Annotated in this window: 14 protein-coding genes; 4 read left to right on the top strand and 10 right to left on the bottom strand. The window is 64.3% G+C overall.

All coding sequences use genetic code 11. The features are described 5' to 3' along the window. Positions 1-255 precede the first annotated feature (255 nt). On the bottom strand, positions 256-648 hold the full coding sequence (locus E3O19_RS11305; protein WP_134567681.1) for a MerR family transcriptional regulator: 393 nt from the start codon (positions 646-648) through the stop codon (positions 256-258). 183 nt (positions 649-831) lie between these two features. On the opposite strand from E3O19_RS11305, the gene E3O19_RS11300 reads away from it, so the two are divergent. After that, complete coding sequence (locus E3O19_RS11300; RefSeq protein ID WP_134567679.1) at positions 832-2,361, top strand: SulP family inorganic anion transporter; 1,530 nt, start codon at positions 832-834, stop codon at positions 2,359-2,361. 102 nt (positions 2,362-2,463) lie between these two features. On the opposite strand, the gene E3O19_RS11295 is transcribed toward E3O19_RS11300, so the two are convergent. Further along, entirely contained in the window at positions 2,464-3,120 is a 657-nt protein-coding gene (locus tag E3O19_RS11295) for a GNAT family N-acetyltransferase (protein ID WP_134567678.1), read from the bottom strand. A 13-nt stretch (positions 3,121-3,133) separates the two neighbouring features. On the opposite strand from E3O19_RS11295, the gene E3O19_RS11290 reads away from it, so the two are divergent. The 3 genes from E3O19_RS11290 (at position 3,134) to E3O19_RS11280 (ending at position 6,694) form a co-directional block, all read left to right on the top strand. Continuing rightward, positions 3,134-3,802: an ATP-binding protein gene (locus E3O19_RS11290; protein WP_134567676.1), complete on the top strand. Its 669-nt coding sequence runs from the start codon at positions 3,134-3,136 to the stop codon at positions 3,800-3,802. A gap of 375 nt (positions 3,803-4,177) precedes the next feature. Continuing rightward, positions 4,178-5,932: an ATP-dependent nuclease gene (locus E3O19_RS11285; RefSeq protein WP_166804547.1), complete on the top strand. Its 1,755-nt coding sequence runs from the start codon at positions 4,178-4,180 to the stop codon at positions 5,930-5,932. Between the two features lie 252 nt (positions 5,933-6,184). Further along, positions 6,185-6,694 (top strand): hypothetical protein, encoded by a 510-nt coding sequence (locus tag E3O19_RS11280; RefSeq protein WP_134567672.1) that lies wholly within the window; start codon positions 6,185-6,187, stop codon positions 6,692-6,694. An 85-nt stretch (positions 6,695-6,779) separates the two neighbouring features. Here E3O19_RS11280 and E3O19_RS11275 read toward each other — a convergent pair whose 3' ends face one another. From E3O19_RS11275 to E3O19_RS11240, 8 genes are read right to left on the bottom strand one after another with little or no spacing between them, the layout of a single operon-like run. Beyond that, positions 6,780-7,289 carry a hypothetical protein gene (locus E3O19_RS11275; RefSeq protein WP_134567670.1) on the bottom strand — a complete coding sequence of 170 codons (510 nt, stop codon included), beginning with the start codon at positions 7,287-7,289 and terminating at the stop codon, positions 6,780-6,782. Beyond that, positions 7,286-9,004 carry a type IV secretory system conjugative DNA transfer family protein gene (locus tag E3O19_RS11270; RefSeq protein WP_134567668.1) on the bottom strand — a complete coding sequence of 573 codons (1,719 nt, stop codon included), beginning with the start codon at positions 9,002-9,004 and terminating at the stop codon, positions 7,286-7,288. Before E3O19_RS11270 ends, E3O19_RS11275 begins: the two co-directional genes overlap by 4 nt. Before the next feature lie 2 nt (positions 9,005-9,006). Next, positions 9,007-10,461 carry a nucleotide-binding protein gene (locus E3O19_RS11265; RefSeq protein WP_241981338.1) on the bottom strand — a complete coding sequence of 485 codons (1,455 nt, stop codon included), beginning with the start codon at positions 10,459-10,461 and terminating at the stop codon, positions 9,007-9,009. Continuing rightward, positions 10,458-12,071, bottom strand: coding sequence for a P-loop NTPase family protein (locus tag E3O19_RS11260; protein ID WP_134567666.1), 1,614 nt, complete (start codon positions 12,069-12,071; stop codon positions 10,458-10,460). The genes E3O19_RS11265 and E3O19_RS11260 overlap by 4 nt, the downstream gene beginning before the upstream one ends. Then, complete coding sequence (locus E3O19_RS11255) at positions 12,072-13,568, bottom strand: SCO6880 family protein (RefSeq protein ID WP_134567664.1); 1,497 nt, start codon at positions 13,566-13,568, stop codon at positions 12,072-12,074. Between the two features lie 18 nt (positions 13,569-13,586). Beyond that, positions 13,587-15,008 (bottom strand): TrbL/VirB6 family protein, encoded by a 1,422-nt coding sequence (locus E3O19_RS11250; RefSeq protein WP_134567662.1) that lies wholly within the window; start codon positions 15,006-15,008, stop codon positions 13,587-13,589. Between the two features lies 1 nt (position 15,009). Further along, on the bottom strand, positions 15,010-15,312 hold the full coding sequence (locus tag E3O19_RS11245) for a hypothetical protein (RefSeq protein WP_134567660.1): 303 nt from the start codon (positions 15,310-15,312) through the stop codon (positions 15,010-15,012). A gap of 24 nt (positions 15,313-15,336) precedes the next feature. Continuing rightward, the gene (locus E3O19_RS11240; RefSeq protein WP_134567658.1) at positions 15,337-15,942 is read right to left on the bottom strand and encodes a M23 family metallopeptidase; all 606 of its coding nucleotides are present in this window, start codon (positions 15,940-15,942) and stop codon (positions 15,337-15,339) included. Positions 15,943-15,944 lie beyond the last annotated feature (2 nt).

The raw sequence follows: 15,944 nt of genomic DNA, 5'->3' as shown, positions 1-15,944 counted from the left end.
TGCGGCGCTTTGCCGGCGCTCAGACGGCTTCTTCTGGCACGTCGGGGCAGGGCGCCGACAAAGAAGACGCATCTGCCCCGACGCGGGTTCCCCTGCGAAACATCGAGCGAGTCGAGCCCTGGCTCTCCAGTTCGTCCAAACCCGCATCGTTCAAGGTCCGGCTTGCGGGACGGCTCCTGCTCTGTGACGGCACCGGTTGAGGATTCCTACCGTCGCCGACCTGAAACGCTGCTGGAGCGTGATGCCGGTCGGGCCTTATTGTTCGCGCAGGAGTGACAGAAACTCGTCGGCCATGGCGAGTTGCTCCTGTAGCTTCGCCCGGCGCTTGTCGGCCTCTGTGATGAAGGTGTCGAGTTCGCGACGAACCTCAGAGTCGACCGGTGTTGTGCTGTCGCTACTGCTGAGCGTGTCGATCACCCGCAGCAGGTCTGTCATTTCCTCGAGGGGGAAGCCAAGGGGCTTCATTCGTCGGATCAACATCAGTCGGCTGAAGTCCTGGTGCGTGTAGAGGCGGAAGCCGCCATCGGTGCGGCCAGTGGGCTTGAGGAGTCCGACCTCGTCGTAGTGACGGATGGTGCGCAGTGAGAGTCCGGTCTTCTCGGCAAGCTCGCCAATGTGCATTGTGACTGCGGGTGCGTCTGCGTCCATGGCAGTATCTCTTTCAACTTAACTCTAACGTTAGGGTAGTGTTGCAGTTCTGGCCGCCAGTTACCTGGACGCCAACACCCCACCCCCATTGTCGAACACGATAGTGCTGGGCCTGCGCGCTGAAGCGCCCACAGACATTGCCCATCGGCTCTCTTACGGGAGGGCCCGTCACCGGAGTTACCTATGGCTATTGCCGAAAAATCCCCCCAACCTAAAACCAATCGTTACAAAGCCGAACCGTCCGTGCTGACTGCTCTGAGAACACCGCGCATCCTCACCCGCGAGGTGCTCGCCGGCCTCGTCGTGGCGATGGCGCTCATCCCTGAAGCCATCGCATTCTCGATCATCGCTGGTGTCGACCCACGCGTCGGGTTGTTCTCCTCCTTCGTCATGGCCGTCACTATCGCGTTCGTCGGCGGGCGCCCGGCCATGATCACGGCCGCCACCGGCGCTGTTGCACTCGTCATCGCGCCCGTTGCCCGGGATTACGGGATGGAATACTTCATTGCCACGGTCATCCTCGCCGGAGCATTCCAGATCCTCCTCAGCGTGATCGGCGTCGCCAAGCTGATGCGGTTCATTCCCCGCAGTGTGATGGTCGGCTTCGTGAACGCTCTCGCGATCTTGATCTTCACGTCGCAGCTGCCGCAGCTGCTCGGTGTGCCGTTCTTGGTTTACCCGCTCGTCGCCGGTGGCCTGCTCATCATGATCTTCATGCCGCGCATCACCAAGGTCATCCCGGCGCCGCTTGTGGCGATCGTGGTCATCACTGTTGTTACCGTTCTGATGGCTATTAACGTGCCGACGATCGGCGACCAGGGCGAGCTGCCGAAGTCCCTGCCCGAACTCTTGTTCCCGAGCGTGCCGCTGACCTGGGAGACGTTCACGATCATCGCCCCGTTCGCCCTCGGGATGGCGATGGTCGGCATCCTGGAATCCCTCATGGCCGCCAAGATCGTCGACGAAGTCACCGACACCCATTCGAACAAGACCCGCGAGGCCTGGGGCCAGGGCGTTGCGAACATCATGAGCGGCTTCTTCGGAGGGATGGGTGGCTGCGCCATGATCGGCCAGACCATGATCAACGTCAAAGCCTCCGGTGCACGCACCCGCATCTCGACGTTCCTGGCGGGCGTCTTCCTGCTCGTCCTGGTCCTCGGTCTCGGCGACGTGCTGGCCGTGGTACCGATGGCCGCTCTGGTATCGGTCATGATCATCGTCTCCGTGCTCACCTTCGATTGGCACAGCATCCGCCCGTCGACGTTGAAGCGGATGCCCAAGAGCGAGACCACGGTCATGGTCGCCACCGTCATCGTGATCGTTATCACCCACAACCTCGCCATTGGCGTCGTCGTCGGCGTGATCATCGCCATGGTCGCCTTCGCCCGCCGCGTGGCCCATCTCGCCACAGTCGAACGCACCCTCAGCCTCAACGAGGGTCAGGCCCCGACGGCGTACTACACGGTCACGGGCGCGCTGTTCTTCGCTTCGAGCAACGACATGATGACCCAGTTTGAATACGCCGACGACCCAGAACGAATCGTCATCGAGATGTCCGGCTCCCACATCTGGGACGCTTCCACCGTCGCCACCCTGGACGCCATCACGTATAAGTACGAACGCCACGGCAAGCACGTCGTCATCGAAGGTCTCAACGAGGCCAGCACCCTCCTGCACGCCCGACTCGCGGGCAACCTCGGCGGCGGTCACTAACGAGGCCGTCATCTTGTCGAACTACTGCAGGCCGAGTTAGCAAGGGTCGCGGAGGTCCGGCCGGAATTCACTTGCTAGTTCATTTGCCCGCAGAGGGTTGGTCTACGGCGTCAGCCCGAGGAACTCCCGCAGCGGGCGTACGCCGTCGATTTCCAGTTCATGCTCGGGTCGGTTCAGGGCTTCGGCAGTCAGAACCAGTCTCTGGTTCAAGGCCATCTCGCTGTCGCGCCTTTTGAGGCGACCGACGCCGTTTTCCCGGTATCCGGATTTTCTCGACACCGCGAGCGACGCGGGATTGTCCACGAATGCCGCCGAGGTGACCTCGGCGGCGTCTAGGTGATCAAACATGAAGGCGCAGAGAGCTTGACGCATCACCGTCCCGATCCCTCGGCCGTGGTGCTTCATGCCGAGCCATGAGCCAGTTTCCCCTGTTCTCGTGACGAGGTAGTCCTTGGTTGAGATGCTCTGGCAACCGACGACTTCACCGTCGAAGCGAACCGTGGTTTCAAGGGTCCAGGACGCCGGCGACATCGCGGCTCGTTGCGCCCAGTGGTACTGCATGAGTCTCAACCGGATCTCGCCCGTGGAACCCACGGTCCACGGGAAGTAGAAAGGCATCTCAGTTGGCGCGTGGATGCCGGCACGGGCAAGCGCATCGAGTTCGGGTAAGTCAGCGTCGCGGACAGGAGACAAGGTCACGGGTCCACACGTGATTGTCAGTCCAAAGGGTGGCCACAGCTCTTCAATTGGTTCGGACATGTGACCAACCTATGTGCGCCAGCGTCTTCACCGCAGATCGTTCGAAGAACGGGTCCGGCTGGTCGTCGATGACGCTTACTCCACCTTCACTCACTCCAAGGTTGCCGAACTGATCCGACGGGCAGGGCTGCGCTATCCGAACGCGGACATGCGCCGCATCGACCTGCTTGACGAGCGCAGCCTGAACCGGCCGTTACTGACTCAGCTCGGCACCTGCTCGTTCGTGACCCGGCAGCAGAACGTTGTCTTACACGGGTTCACCGGATCAGGGGAATCGTATCTGGGCTGCGCGATCGCCAAGCGCGCCTGCGAGCACCGCATCCGCGCGCACTATGTCCGCATGCCCGACCTCGAGGAAGCGTGGGTCGCCGCCCAAGACACTCCAGGCAGCGCCGGGAAGTTCCTCCGCAAATACGCCGCCTTCACCCTGCACGTCATTGACGAGTGGTTACTGGATCGGCCTACGGAGTTGATGCGCGGCATGCTGCTGGAGCTGATGGAGCGCCGCTACGGCGAATCATCGACGGTGTTCTGCACCCAGTACTCGCAGAAGGACTGGCACCAGCGCCTCGGCTCCGGTGTTCACGCCGACGCGATCATGGACCGCATCATCCACAACACGGTCTGGGTTGAGACAGGCAACTACAACATGCGCGAGCACGCTGCCCTCACTACCGCGTAGTCCGTGATGAGGAGCATCAGTGGTGCTGAGCCACACCACCACTGGTGCTCTCTCGCACGATCGGTGGTGCTGAACCGCACGATTGGGTGGGGCTCAAAGCCTCAAATACTTAGTCTTCGACAGTTCTGTACCGAGCGAGTCAGAAAAACACCCTGCCGTCGGTGAGCGTCGAGCGATAGCGACTAGACACGGCACACGGAGTTCGCCGTCGACGTGATGGTTTTCGTTCCCTGCACCCGGCAGGGCGAGAAGCTACCCTCGAGCGGCCGGTAACCCCCAACTGGGGGCAAGGCGATTTCGTTCCAAACCGTTCATCGGCATGCTGCTGAATCCGTGTGTGCTTCCCGCGCCCTAGTGTTGCGTGAGGGGGGGTCTGTGAAAATCACCAAGGTATCGATCAAGCGGTTCAAGCAGTTCAAGGACGATGAAGTCGAGCTTCGAGATGGGCTGACAATCGTGGCCGGAGGCAATAACGCTGGGAAATCTTCAATGCTCCAGGCCTTAGCTGTGTGGGAGTTCTGCAAGGTGGCAACACTGGCAGAAAAGGGTGCCATCGCTCTTACGGCCAGCGGTCTCGGAGCCCAGGGCCTAGGAATTGGGGACGACGAATTCTCTCCAATCAACGTACCGACGTTGAACCATCTTTGGACCAACCTGCGTTCGTCAAAGGTGCCGGATGTGGACCCTGACGGCTACACACTGTCACTGGGGTGTCGGTGGATTGACGAGAACCAGAAGGACGGTCATCTAGAGTTCTCACTATCCCTCGCGAACGATCGCCTGTTTGTAAAAGTCTCTGATTCAAACTTGGTCGACGGCGATCCCGTTCCGACTATCGCGTATCTCCCGCCTTTCGCAGGGATCTCCGCAAGGGAGGAGCGCGCCACCGGTGCCATGCGACGACGTCGAGTGGGAGAAGGCCTCGCGGGAGCGGTTCTGCGGAACCTTCTGCTGGATATGCGCCTGGCGAATCTGAAAAAGCGCGATAGCTTGCAGATAGGCAAGTCGCGGGTGTCCGATAAAGACCTTACTCACCTTCGTGAGACGGACCCGTGGGAACTTCTACAACGCACTTTAAGAGAAATATTCTCCGCCGAGATTGTCATGGGGGAGTTCAACGAGGAGTACCACTCCTACATTCAAGCCAACGTGGTCAAAGGCACCGTGGACGGGTACAAGCTCACACGCCATCACGGGTATAAACCGCGCGACCTGATGGTCGAAGGCAGCGGTTTCCTCCAGTGGCTCAGCGTCTACACCTTGGCGACCTCGCCTGCGACAAATGTTCTTCTTTTCGACGAACCTGATGCTCATTTGCACGCAGCTCTCCAGGCGCAGATGGTCGACCGGCTCTCGCATCTCGCCGCACAGTTTGGCAAGCAGGTTCTGCTGGCTACCCACTCAACAGAAATCATCCGGGCTACACCAGCGTCCGAGATACTAGAGGTACGGGGGCGTTCAAGTCCCCGCTTCCGATACCTCGGCCAAGACGACCAGAAAGTCGGATTGATGGTGGGCATCGGTAGCGATTACGCCCCACGCATCGATCGCGTGCGAAGAACAAAGCGTGTCCTGTTCTATGAAGGCAAGTCTGACAAAGACATTCTTGGTGCACTTGCCGAGGTGGCCGGAATTGTTTGGCCCAACAACATCGCCGACTGGCAAACGAGCGATCATGTGAAAGAACGAAAGATGGTATGGCGACATCTCCGGACGGAATTCGGAGATGTGCAAGCAATTAGCATTCGGGACCGGGATGATGAAACTGCGGGAAGCGTGGGCTCAGACCTTCTCGACAAGAACATCGGGCACGAAGACGGTTTTAGGGCGCTCAAGTGGCGCCGAAGGTACATAGAGGCCTATCTCATCTGGCCAGATGCAATCGCGGCGGCGGCGAAGATCGATGTCGCGCGGGTGAAGGCGGATCTGGACAGCGAGTTTGGGTTTGGAACGATCGGGGTGGCTTGGACAAAGAGCAACGCCGCGAACGCGTTCATGGACTCGAGAGCAAAGGACGTTCTCGCTCATTTTGGGGTGAATCCCCTGGCCGTCGCGAAGCTGTTGCCAGCCGAGGCCGTATGCGAGGACATCAAAACGTTCCTTCAGGCATTGGCTGGTCTTGCGTCCTGAAGGCTGGCGGCCACGCGTCGACGCGACTTCTACAAGACTCACCGTGGTAAGGGCGCGGTGTAATGTCCTGGGTTCCCTTGCGGGCGCCTCTCAAGGCTTCGATACCGCCGACATCCGAAGATACGGGAACTTCCGTCCTATCGCTTTGACAGCCCGCGCTTGACCCCAGTCCGGGGAGCTGGACGTACGTAGCCGCCTGTGCGCCTGTACCGTCGTTGAAGCGTGATGCCGAATTGAACAAAAGGACGATTTATGACGCTCGAGGAGTTCAGAAGGCAGCTCGCAGAACCTGCCGGCCGCCATCGAATGGGGATTGAGCTCAGTGGAGATCAGGCGGCAGCCATCCTTGCCGACGATGCAATGCTTCATCGCTGGCACGAATACGTTATGACAAATCGACCTGCCGCACCTGACCCGTTCGGCCCGCGACCGACACCCCTCAAGACGCCACTGTCGGGGTTCGCGAAGTTTCTAATCGCATCCCCATTTCTGCTCCTGGTTGCTGGAGGAATAGGTTTCTTGAGTACTCAGACAGGTCATCCTGAGGAGAAGGCATGCACCGACGCAATTGTTGCCGAAATGGGGCCTTCATTCGCCAACTTCGAAGTCACGGAATACGTTGAATCTCCCGGGGGCGCAGTCGACGTCCGAGGCCGCTATGACGGCGGCGAGTTCGCGTGTGGCCTGACCAAGACTCCTCTTACCCTAAATCAAGCTCTTGTTTTCATGGATGGCGGCGAGATACGCACGATCGTCCTCTGAGCCTGACCTATCGCAGTCCCGTCGCTTCGCTGGAGCGGGCATCGCTCGCCGACTTGCCAGTTCTCTATTCCGATGTTCGAGCTAGTTAACTCGAAGCGGCGTAGCGCAGGTACTCGTCGGTCACGGTGAATGATGCCGGGCCGGCGTGGGGTTCGCGATGTTCGCTGCGGTCGCGGCAGCCGGCGAGGCCGGCGCGGAGCTTGAGCGAGTCGAGGGTGGGCCAGAGCGCTCGTTGGTGCCAGTCCACAAGCGCGGAAGACGCTTTCGCGGAGCGGGTGTCGTACGCGGCGCGGTGCGACACCATGAGCGCGGTGAGTTCTTCGACGGCAATGGGGTGTCGGTACCAGCAGCCCGGGAGCCGGAAGCTGGGGTCGGCCAGGTTGGTGAGGTAGCGGCCGTCGAGCCAGGTCACGAACTTGCCCAGTTCGTCCCAAAGCTTCACGGCCTGATCGTGCGGGAGCGCTTCCCAGTAGTAGGGCCCACCTGCGGCGCGGAGTTCGTACATGTCGAAGAGGTCGGGCAGGATCGTTTCGACGTTGACGAGGCGGGCGTCGAGTCCTTCGATACTCTTCGGATCAAGATCGTCGTCGCTCATGCGGTGATGCCCTCCAGCTTCAGCGACCATTCCTGGGACTGGTGGAGCTGGTCGGCGTCGGGGCGTTTCCACCAGGGGGTGAGGTGCACGAGCGCTTCCTTCTCGCGGTAGAGCAGGAGGGCTGTGCCCTCGGGGATCTTGCGGATGTCTTCGACCTTCATCCGGCGCTCTTCCCGCTCACTCGTCGACGTGGAGCGGGTGTCTCGCCCGGCACCGTTTCGCTGCAGGGAGGTGCTGGTTTGGGTGACCTGGTGGGTGCCGATGAGGCGGGAGATCTTTTCGAGGAAAGTTTCGTCGGCGAGTCCGCCGAAGATGATCTTCGCGGCCGAGGACTCAAAGATCGTGGTGGCCGCTTCGGGCCCCCATTTGCCGACGAGTTGAGACATGGATTGGGCGAAGATCCAGGTGTGGAGGCCACGGCCGCCGCCGTCACTCATCAGGTTCGGCAGTTGCGGGAGCGGGGACACGTTGGCGACCTCATCGAGGACCAGCGTCATCGCGGTGGGGAGCCGGCCACTGGTCGTGTGCTGGGACACGGTCTTGGCTTCCTCGATGATCGCGGACACCAGGGCGGTGATGATGGGCGCGGTCGAGGACTCGCGGGAGTCATCGACCAGGCAGTAGACGGTGTCGGTGGAGAGGACGAAGTCCCGCGCCCGAAACGGTGCCACCGGCTTCTCCCCGTCGGTGGCTGTTGCGGGGCAGAGGAGGTCGAGGACGCGCGCGTCGGTAAGGGACGCGGTGATGCGGGAGAGGGTGGTTTTGGTGTTGCCGATGGTTTCGGGGGCGTCTTCTCGGCACCACTGGTCGAGTTCGCGGGCCCAGATCGCCCCATTGGGTGAGAGGTCCCGAAGAATGGCGGAAGGTTCGTGGTCAGTGAAGTCCTGCGCCCACCGGACGACATCGCGCATGTTCCCGCCAGGGATGAGCGCGGCCGCGTGCAGGAGGGAACGGAGGATGATCTTCACGCCTTCGACGAAGTGCGCCGAGTCCTTCATCCCCGCAGAACCGGCGGGGCGGGCGTTGACGATCGCGGCGGCACGGGACTGGGCGGCGTCGGGGTTCTGACAGCCGGCGACCATGTCCCAGCGGGCCTTGTCCGGCCAGCGGGTAATGCCGTCGAAGTCGAACACAAACACATGCCCCAGCTCCGAGCGTTTCTTCACGGTGACCCGGAACACGTCGGCCTTGGTGGACGTGGCGACCACAGCGCCGCCGGCGTCGACGATGCGCCCGATGGCGAGGTAGGCGCTCTTTCCCGCGCGGGGCGGCGCGATCGTGCAGGAGGTGTCTTCTTCCCGGATGGTGACGGGCTTGTCATCCAGGTGCGCGAACGGGAGCACGGCGGGGACGCCGTGACCGGTGACCCGCTTCCGCAGCTCCGCCCCACTGGAGAGCTCAGCGCCCCGGGCGCTCTTCCGCCGGTCCCAGAGGATGAACGAACCACCGGCAGTGAGGGCGATCAGGACGGTCCAGACCCCAACCCAGATGCCGAGCAGTTTCGGGTCCGGCTGGGTCAGGCCGCGCGCGGTGAAACCGGCATCGTTGCCGGTCATGGTCATCACGGCCGCCTGCAGAGTCTGGTCCAGGCGCAACACGCCCTGACCCGTCCCCGCGCAGAGGAACGCCAAGTGCACGGCGAAGACCAGGGCCAGGATCAAGCCGAAGAGCACCCAGGGTGGTTGGTTCTGCTGGGCGGGGCGCGGGGCGGCCATGGTTAGAGCCCGGCCGCGACGGCCGCGCCGGCGGCGAGCCACGCGTTTCGCGTTGGCGTGCTCACCGCGTCGTAGCGGAGGGCGCCGCCGTGGAGGGCCCGGTCGAAGGGGATCGTGACGGCGGCCCGGGCGATGCCGGTGAAGCCGTCCGCGATTCGCTGCGCGTCGGCGAGGGTGCCGTTTTGTTCGGACTGCAAGACGACAACGACCGCGTCGCGGGCGAGGTTGGCCGAGTGCTCGTCGCGCTCGGTCAACGCTTCGAGCAGGAGGGCACCGGATTCGGCGGACTCCCCGAGCGCGGTGGTGGCCACGACGAGTTGGTCGGTGTGGTCGATCATGCGCAGCCAGCGGGGTGCGGATTCGTCGTTGCCGGAGTCGAAAAACACCATCCGGAAATACTTCGCCGCGACCTCGTGGAGGGCGTCGAAGTCGTCCCGGGTGATGCGCTGCTTCGTGGCGAGAAGCTCGGGGTTGGAGCGGAGGACGTCGTATTTGTCGCCGGTCTGGTGGTGCACGAACCGGGCCAGGTCGGAGACCTGCGCGCCCGGGGAGAGGAGGTGGGTGGTGGCGGGGAGGAGGTCCTGCACGGTGGCGTCGTGGGGTCCTTTCTCGGTGCGCCAGCCCAGGGTACCGCGGGTGTCGTTGTTGTCCCAGGCGAGGACACCGGCGCCGCCGTGCCGGGCGAACACGGCCGTGAGCATCGCGGTCGTGAGGGTCTTTCCGACGCCGCCTTTGCCGTTGACGATGGCGATCTTCCGGGGTCCGGGCCAGTGCTGACTGACCGCCTGCACGTGCCCTCGCCGGTTCAGCTCCGCGTGCGACGCGGGAACCTGCAGGCCGGTGCTGCGGGCGATGAAGCCGCGCCACCCGTTGGCGGCCGCGGGCTCACGCCGCTCATCGACGATGAACGACGCCCGCGGGGCCCGCCCGGCCGGCTCCTCCCCCGCAACCTGGGCGGCGACTTCGTCTTCCGCCTGGTCGGCTTCGGGTTCCGTGAGGGCGGGCTGCTCCGTGCTGCGTGCGCGCGTGGCCGGTGCGCCGGGCGCCAGCGCCGGGGCCGGGATCGGGGTGACCGTGGCCAGAGCGCTCGGCTCCAGTGGTGCAGCCTCGGCCGAAACGGGTGCCTGGACGGGTGCCGCGTCGGCGGAGGCCTCGGCGCCGGGAGCGCGGGTGGGTTCGGGGTCGTGGAGTTCGCCGTCGGCGCCGGCGATGAGGCGCCAGTGGCCGGTTTGGTCGTCGACGACGAGGTGTACGTCGCTGCCGAGGCCGCTGGCGAGTTTCATGACCCTCGTCATGATCTTCTTCCGCACGTCGACGTAGGTGTCAGCGGTGAGGGTTTCCGGGTTGCCGAGGACGCTGAGCTGGGCGCTATTGCCGTTGACGACGGCGCGCACCTCATGCCGGGGACTCGTCGCCGTGCTGGTCGTTGTGCAGCTCGTTGGTGCGGTGGTGCTCATTCGGTGGGTCCTGTCTGGTCGGCAAACGGGGTGGGCGGGCTGGCAGGCCAGAGCCGGTCCAGCATCGATTCATCAAAAACCGGTTCCTCCTCCGGGACGAACTGGGGGAAGCGGTGGTCGTCCGCGGAGCCGGCTTCGACGGCGTCGTCGGTCTTGAACAGGCCCCGCTCCCACGGGGTGGAGGTCGCGAATGCGTCCACGATGTAGGAGAAGCGGCCCACGTAGGCCAGGAACACCCCGGTTTGGAGGGTGAGGGCAAGGCGGGCGTGGCCGGGGGTGAGTTTCAGGCGGCTGACCAGGTTGGATTCTTCCTGCGTGTTTTGGCGGAAGATGAACTTGTTTTCCATGTCCCCAGCGATCGAATACGCCAGGGTGCGTTCCTTGGAGCCTTCCTCGCCGACGGCGTCGAAGTCACTCATCTTGTGCAAGATCACGATGTTGGACACCCCGTAGTGACGCGAGAGCTTCAACCACTGCTGATACGTCCTGAGGGCTTGTTCGGTGGCCATGTCTCGCCACCCTTCCTCGCGGACGAGGTAGCGGGTGCGTTTGGCGGACCGGTCGGAGATGACGGCCTGGATCCAGGCCGAGGTACAGATCTGGGTCAACTGCGCCGCCAACTCGGACCGGTCAAACAAAGCGGACGTGTCCACGACGACCATGGGGGCGTCGGGGTCGAACGCGACTGTGCTTTCACCTTCGAACAGGCCCTGCAAGTCGCCGGCCACGAAACGCTCCAGGACGTGGCGGGCGCGTTCACCGTTGCTCTCCATCTCCGGCTTGTACCCCGGCGCTGCGGGGTCTGGGGAGACGAGGGCTTGCCACACGTGGGTGATGGTCGGCCGGTCGTCGGTGACCCGGATGGCGTGCTCGAGGGCCCAGTTGATGGCGGTGTGCTCCATCGGGGACAGCTTCGCCTGGCCCTGGATGGTGGCCTCGATGACACTGGTCAGGGTCGCCCGGCGCCGGTCGCGGACCATGATCTCGTCGACGTCGTCGGAGACCCCGGTCAGGCGGGGTCCGCGGTCGAGGGGGTTCAGCCGGGCGGTGGTGTTCTCCCCGCCGATGGCGATGACTTGCCCGCCGACGGCTTCGGCCACAACCACCCATTCCCCTTTGGAGTCGGAGGGGACCACGACTTGGTGCCCGAACGCCAGGGAGCGGGTGCAGAGCTGCTTGATCGTGCCGGACTTCCCCGACCGGTACGCACCGATCACAAGGATGTTCGTAGACAGGGCCGCTTTCGCAGTCGTGTTCATGTACAAGTCCCACGGGGAGAAGTGCCAGAGCACGTCCGCGTTCAAATCCACACCGAGGAGGGGCCCTTCATGGCCCAGCCCGTCGTCCGCGACGAACGGGTAGATCCCGGCCAGGTTATGGCTCGTGGCCTGGTGCGGGGGCTGGGCCACCTGCAACCAGTTCCAGTACTCCCCCGTCGACACGCCTGGGCCAAGCGGCCCGGCCGCCGCAGCGGGGAACCGGGCGTCGGCACCGGAAGCGCCGGTGTCGTCGGTGGTGCGGCGGAGCTGGTCGACCTGGCGGCGGAGCTCGGCGCGGCGGGCGCGGGTGAGCTTCCCGGGCGGGGTGACGGTGAAGACCTGCTTAGGCATCTACTTCATCCCCTGTCCGAGAGGGAGGGCGTTGACCATCAGGGCTTCGGCTTGCTGGCAGTAGAGGATCTGCGGTTCCATGCCCGCCCGGGTCAGGGCGTTACGCATCCCCGCCAGGGACGAGTTTAACTTCTCCTCGCTGGTGGCGGACACGGTCAGGTAGGCGCCGTACCGGTACTCGCCCTCCCCCGCGACGATGCTCTGCTCCTGATCGACCAGGGCATCCCAGTCCGCGTTATCCGCGGCACTGTCCTGCTGGTTGCGCTTGGCTTTCACACGCTGGTTGGTACGCCAGGTGCGCTTCTCATCGTCGATGCGTTTGAGCGCCGACCGCGTCTTCACCGGCGTCAGCACCAGCGAGAAGATGTGCGTGACGGCTTCACCGGAGTTCGGGTGCCGGGCGAACACCAACGGTTCGATGAAACCGACGTGGGTTTCGGTGCGGGGCCATTCGTGGATCCACATCGTCGAGTGCCACCCCGAATCGGAACGGACGATACCGTTCTTGCCCTTGGGTTCATCAAGCGCCATCGGCCCGATTGCGGCGAGGTCCACGCCGGCGTCTTCTTCGGACCGGTTCTGGGTGGCGGCGAGGTATTCCGGGTCGAACGCGGTCCGGCCAAGGGCCGCCCATTCCCGGACGCTGAGCCACTTCCGCACGTCGAACCGGGCCGCCCGGAGCGCGTCGGTGACGTTGGCCGTTTCGATCCGGGCCAACGCGAGGATCCCGGCCTTGCCACCGCCGAGGTTCTTGATCTGGCCCTGCAGCTTCAGGAGATCGAAGGTCAGGGTGACGTAGTTCTTGTGGGACACGGCGAAGGACTCCGACTGGTCCAGGACGTCGTCATAGTTCCGGGCAACGGGGGAATCCGGGTCCAGGCCCCGGCGGGTGACGGTGTCGGCGTAGAACTGGCGGGCCGGGAGAATCGTCGTGGGCACGGTGCGTTCCTGGAGTGAGACGCGGGCGATGCCGTCGCGCTGGGTGAACCCGGCGAGGACTTGGCCCCAGTTCCGGGACAGCTCGTTGCGTTCGGGCATTTCGAGCATCAGGAACCCCTGCACTTCAAGTTCCGCGGTGATCGAGATGGTTTTGGAGAACGGGTTGTAGGCCACGGCCTGCCCGTCCGTGTCCCACACCTGGATACTCGCCAGGCGCCCGGGCAGGTTCACGGTGCCGGCGATCTGCGGCCGTTCGGGCCGGAACCGGGTCGTGGTGCCGCCGAGGGCGCGGCGCACGTGCAGGGACAGCCACTGCGCCGCGATCCGGGGGAACGCGACCCCGTGATGCTGGGCAAGCCCGGCGATAGCCAGCGGCAACCAGACGGGCATCGACGCGAAGAACGCGGGGAACCCCCACCGGTTGATGGAGATGATCGCGATCCCCGCGGACACGGCCAGGGTGGTCAGGTTCCACATGTCCAGGCCGGCGATGATGCCCTGCGTGCTTTTCCGGGCCAACCGAATCGGACGATCAACGATCGAAGTGTGAATGCTCATGCGTGGATCCTCTGGTCTCTACCTGGTCGTCGGTGTGGTCGTGGGCGCCGCGGACGGCGTCTTGGGCTGCGCGCTCTGCTGCGCCATCTGACCGCCGGACTGTGCGGTTGCCGGGGCGGTGGGGGTGGCCGTATTGCGGGCGGGCCCTGACTGGGCTCGCGGGGCGGGACCGCCGCCGGACGGTGCGGGGCCGGCTTGGGCGCGGCGGCGGTTGGCCGCGGTGCGCATGGCGACGGCGGAGCTGAGGCTCCGGGCGGCCCGGCTGCCGCTTTGCTTAGCGGTGGCGCCGCCGCGGGAGGCAATGTTGTCGATCGCGGACGTAGCGCCCTGGCCGACGAAAGAGAACAGCCCGAACACGGCGACCGGGGCGAAGGCGATCATGATCATTCCCAGGCCCAGCGGGAGAGCCTGGATGCTCCACATACTGTCGACCTCGGCGAACCCTTTGAGGACGAGCATCAAGAAGCCGAGGGTGAGCGGGGTGGTCAGGATCAAGGCGACCACGGCGGAGAACCAGCGGATGACCCATTGCACGCCGATCTTCATCGGGAACAGCATGAACGCCACCGGCCCCAGGGCGACCAGCGCCGCGAGGGCGAGGTTACGGAAACTAAACACGAACACCAGCACCACGACGCCGATCACCAGCAACGTCAGGACGAGTTGGGCGAGCCAAATGTTACCCAGGCCGCCGCCGAAGATGATGTTCTCGACCGTCCGGTAGAGGCCCTCCCCGTTGCCGCCGCGGGAGAGCAACGGGTCCACGAGCTGGTCGACCACGTTCACGATCGTTCCCACCAGCCACAGGGACGCCGCCGAGAGAGGCACGGCGAGGAAGAACCGGATGACAGCTGCGGTCAGTTCGCCGCTATCGCGCGACCACAGTGCCGTCGTGATGGCCACGATCCCGGCGATCAGGATCACGAGTAGGACCACCCAGCTCCACCACGCCCACTCATCAACTGCCGCGCTCCACAGGTAGGAGTTGGTATTGAACGACGTGTTCTCGATCACCCAGGCGATACCGCCGGTAATCACGGACGCAATGCCGCGAGCCATCGACTCCGTCGCCGTGCACACCGCGTCGACCGCGCTGCACCCATATTCCAACTTCAATTCCTTGCCGCCCGTATCTGTGAGGGCACCGATGTTGTCGTCGGACCGGGTGCATACCGTCACGCTGCCGCCGCCGTAGGGAACTTCTTTGAAGCAGCGTTCGGGTTTGCCGTCGGCCGGGTTGTCTGGGGAGCAGGAGATTCGTGCGCTGCTGCCGGTGCAGGTGAGGGGGAATGCGGGGCCGCTCCACGGCTCGCCCTCGATCACGGCAGTGGATGACGCCGCCGCCGGCTGGGGGGTGGCTGCGTGTGCGGGGGCCCCGCCGGTGAGGCCCAGCGTTCCCGTGAGCACGAGGGCAGCGATAACGCCGAGGAGCCAGCGCATATTAGAAGCCGAAGTCGAAACCGACAGCGAACGCGAAAATCGCGTTGACCGCGCCGAGGCCCGCGCCGACCGCGAGGATCTTCAGGATCCACTCCCCCGACCAGGACTGGTACCGCTCCGAGCCGCCACCCTTGGTCACCACACCCACGAACGCGATGATCAACATGATCAGGGTGAGGATTAGCGCCCCGGCCAGAATGTAGGAGCCGATACTGGTCAGGCCGGAGATGAAGGGTGCGTTCCAGTCGGGGCTGATGTCGGGGACATCGACCGCGGTGGGGATGGTCCAGGTGGTGTGCTGCAAGAGGTGCCTTTCAGTGGGGCGTGATTAGAGCGTGATTCCGCGGGCTTGCAGGAACGGGTCCGGGTTGACCCGTTCCCCATTCAGGCGAGTTTCGAAGTGGAGGTGACAGCCCGTGGACTGTCCGGTGGTGCCCTCCCGGGCTATCACCGTGCCGGCCTGGACCGGGTCGCCGGGCGCGACAGTTGCGCTTCCCAGGGCGAGGTGCGCATAGAGGGTCTGGATCCCGCCGGCGTGGTCGATCACGATCCGGAACCCGTAGGAGCCCTCCTCGCCGACCTTCGCGATCCTCCCGGAGCTGGCAGCACTGACGGGCTCGTCGCAGCCGCTGGCCATATCCGAGCCCCAGTGCACGGTGGAGCAATACGCGCAGGGAGCCGCCCGAGGCCCGAAGTCGTCCGTGACCGTGTAGCCGGTCACGGGCAGGGTCCAGGCCCCGTCGGCGACCGGACTCGTTGATGCGGGGACCACGGGGGCGGCCGTGCCAGAACTCACCGCGATCGCGAACACGACAGGAAGGGAGAGCATCGTCCCCAACGACACCGCTAACACCAGGACCAGCATGAGCGCCAACTGGATGATGCGTTTGGGCCCGATCGCTTTGACGGCGGCAACAGCGGCGGGCGCAGCCATGG

It is taken from the genome of Cryobacterium algoritolerans, assembly GCF_004402785.1.
Classification (GTDB): domain Bacteria; phylum Actinomycetota; class Actinomycetes; order Actinomycetales; family Microbacteriaceae; genus Cryobacterium; species Cryobacterium algoritolerans.
The sequence above is the reverse complement of the archived record's forward strand: the minus strand, read 5'-3'. Positions and strand labels throughout refer to the sequence as shown.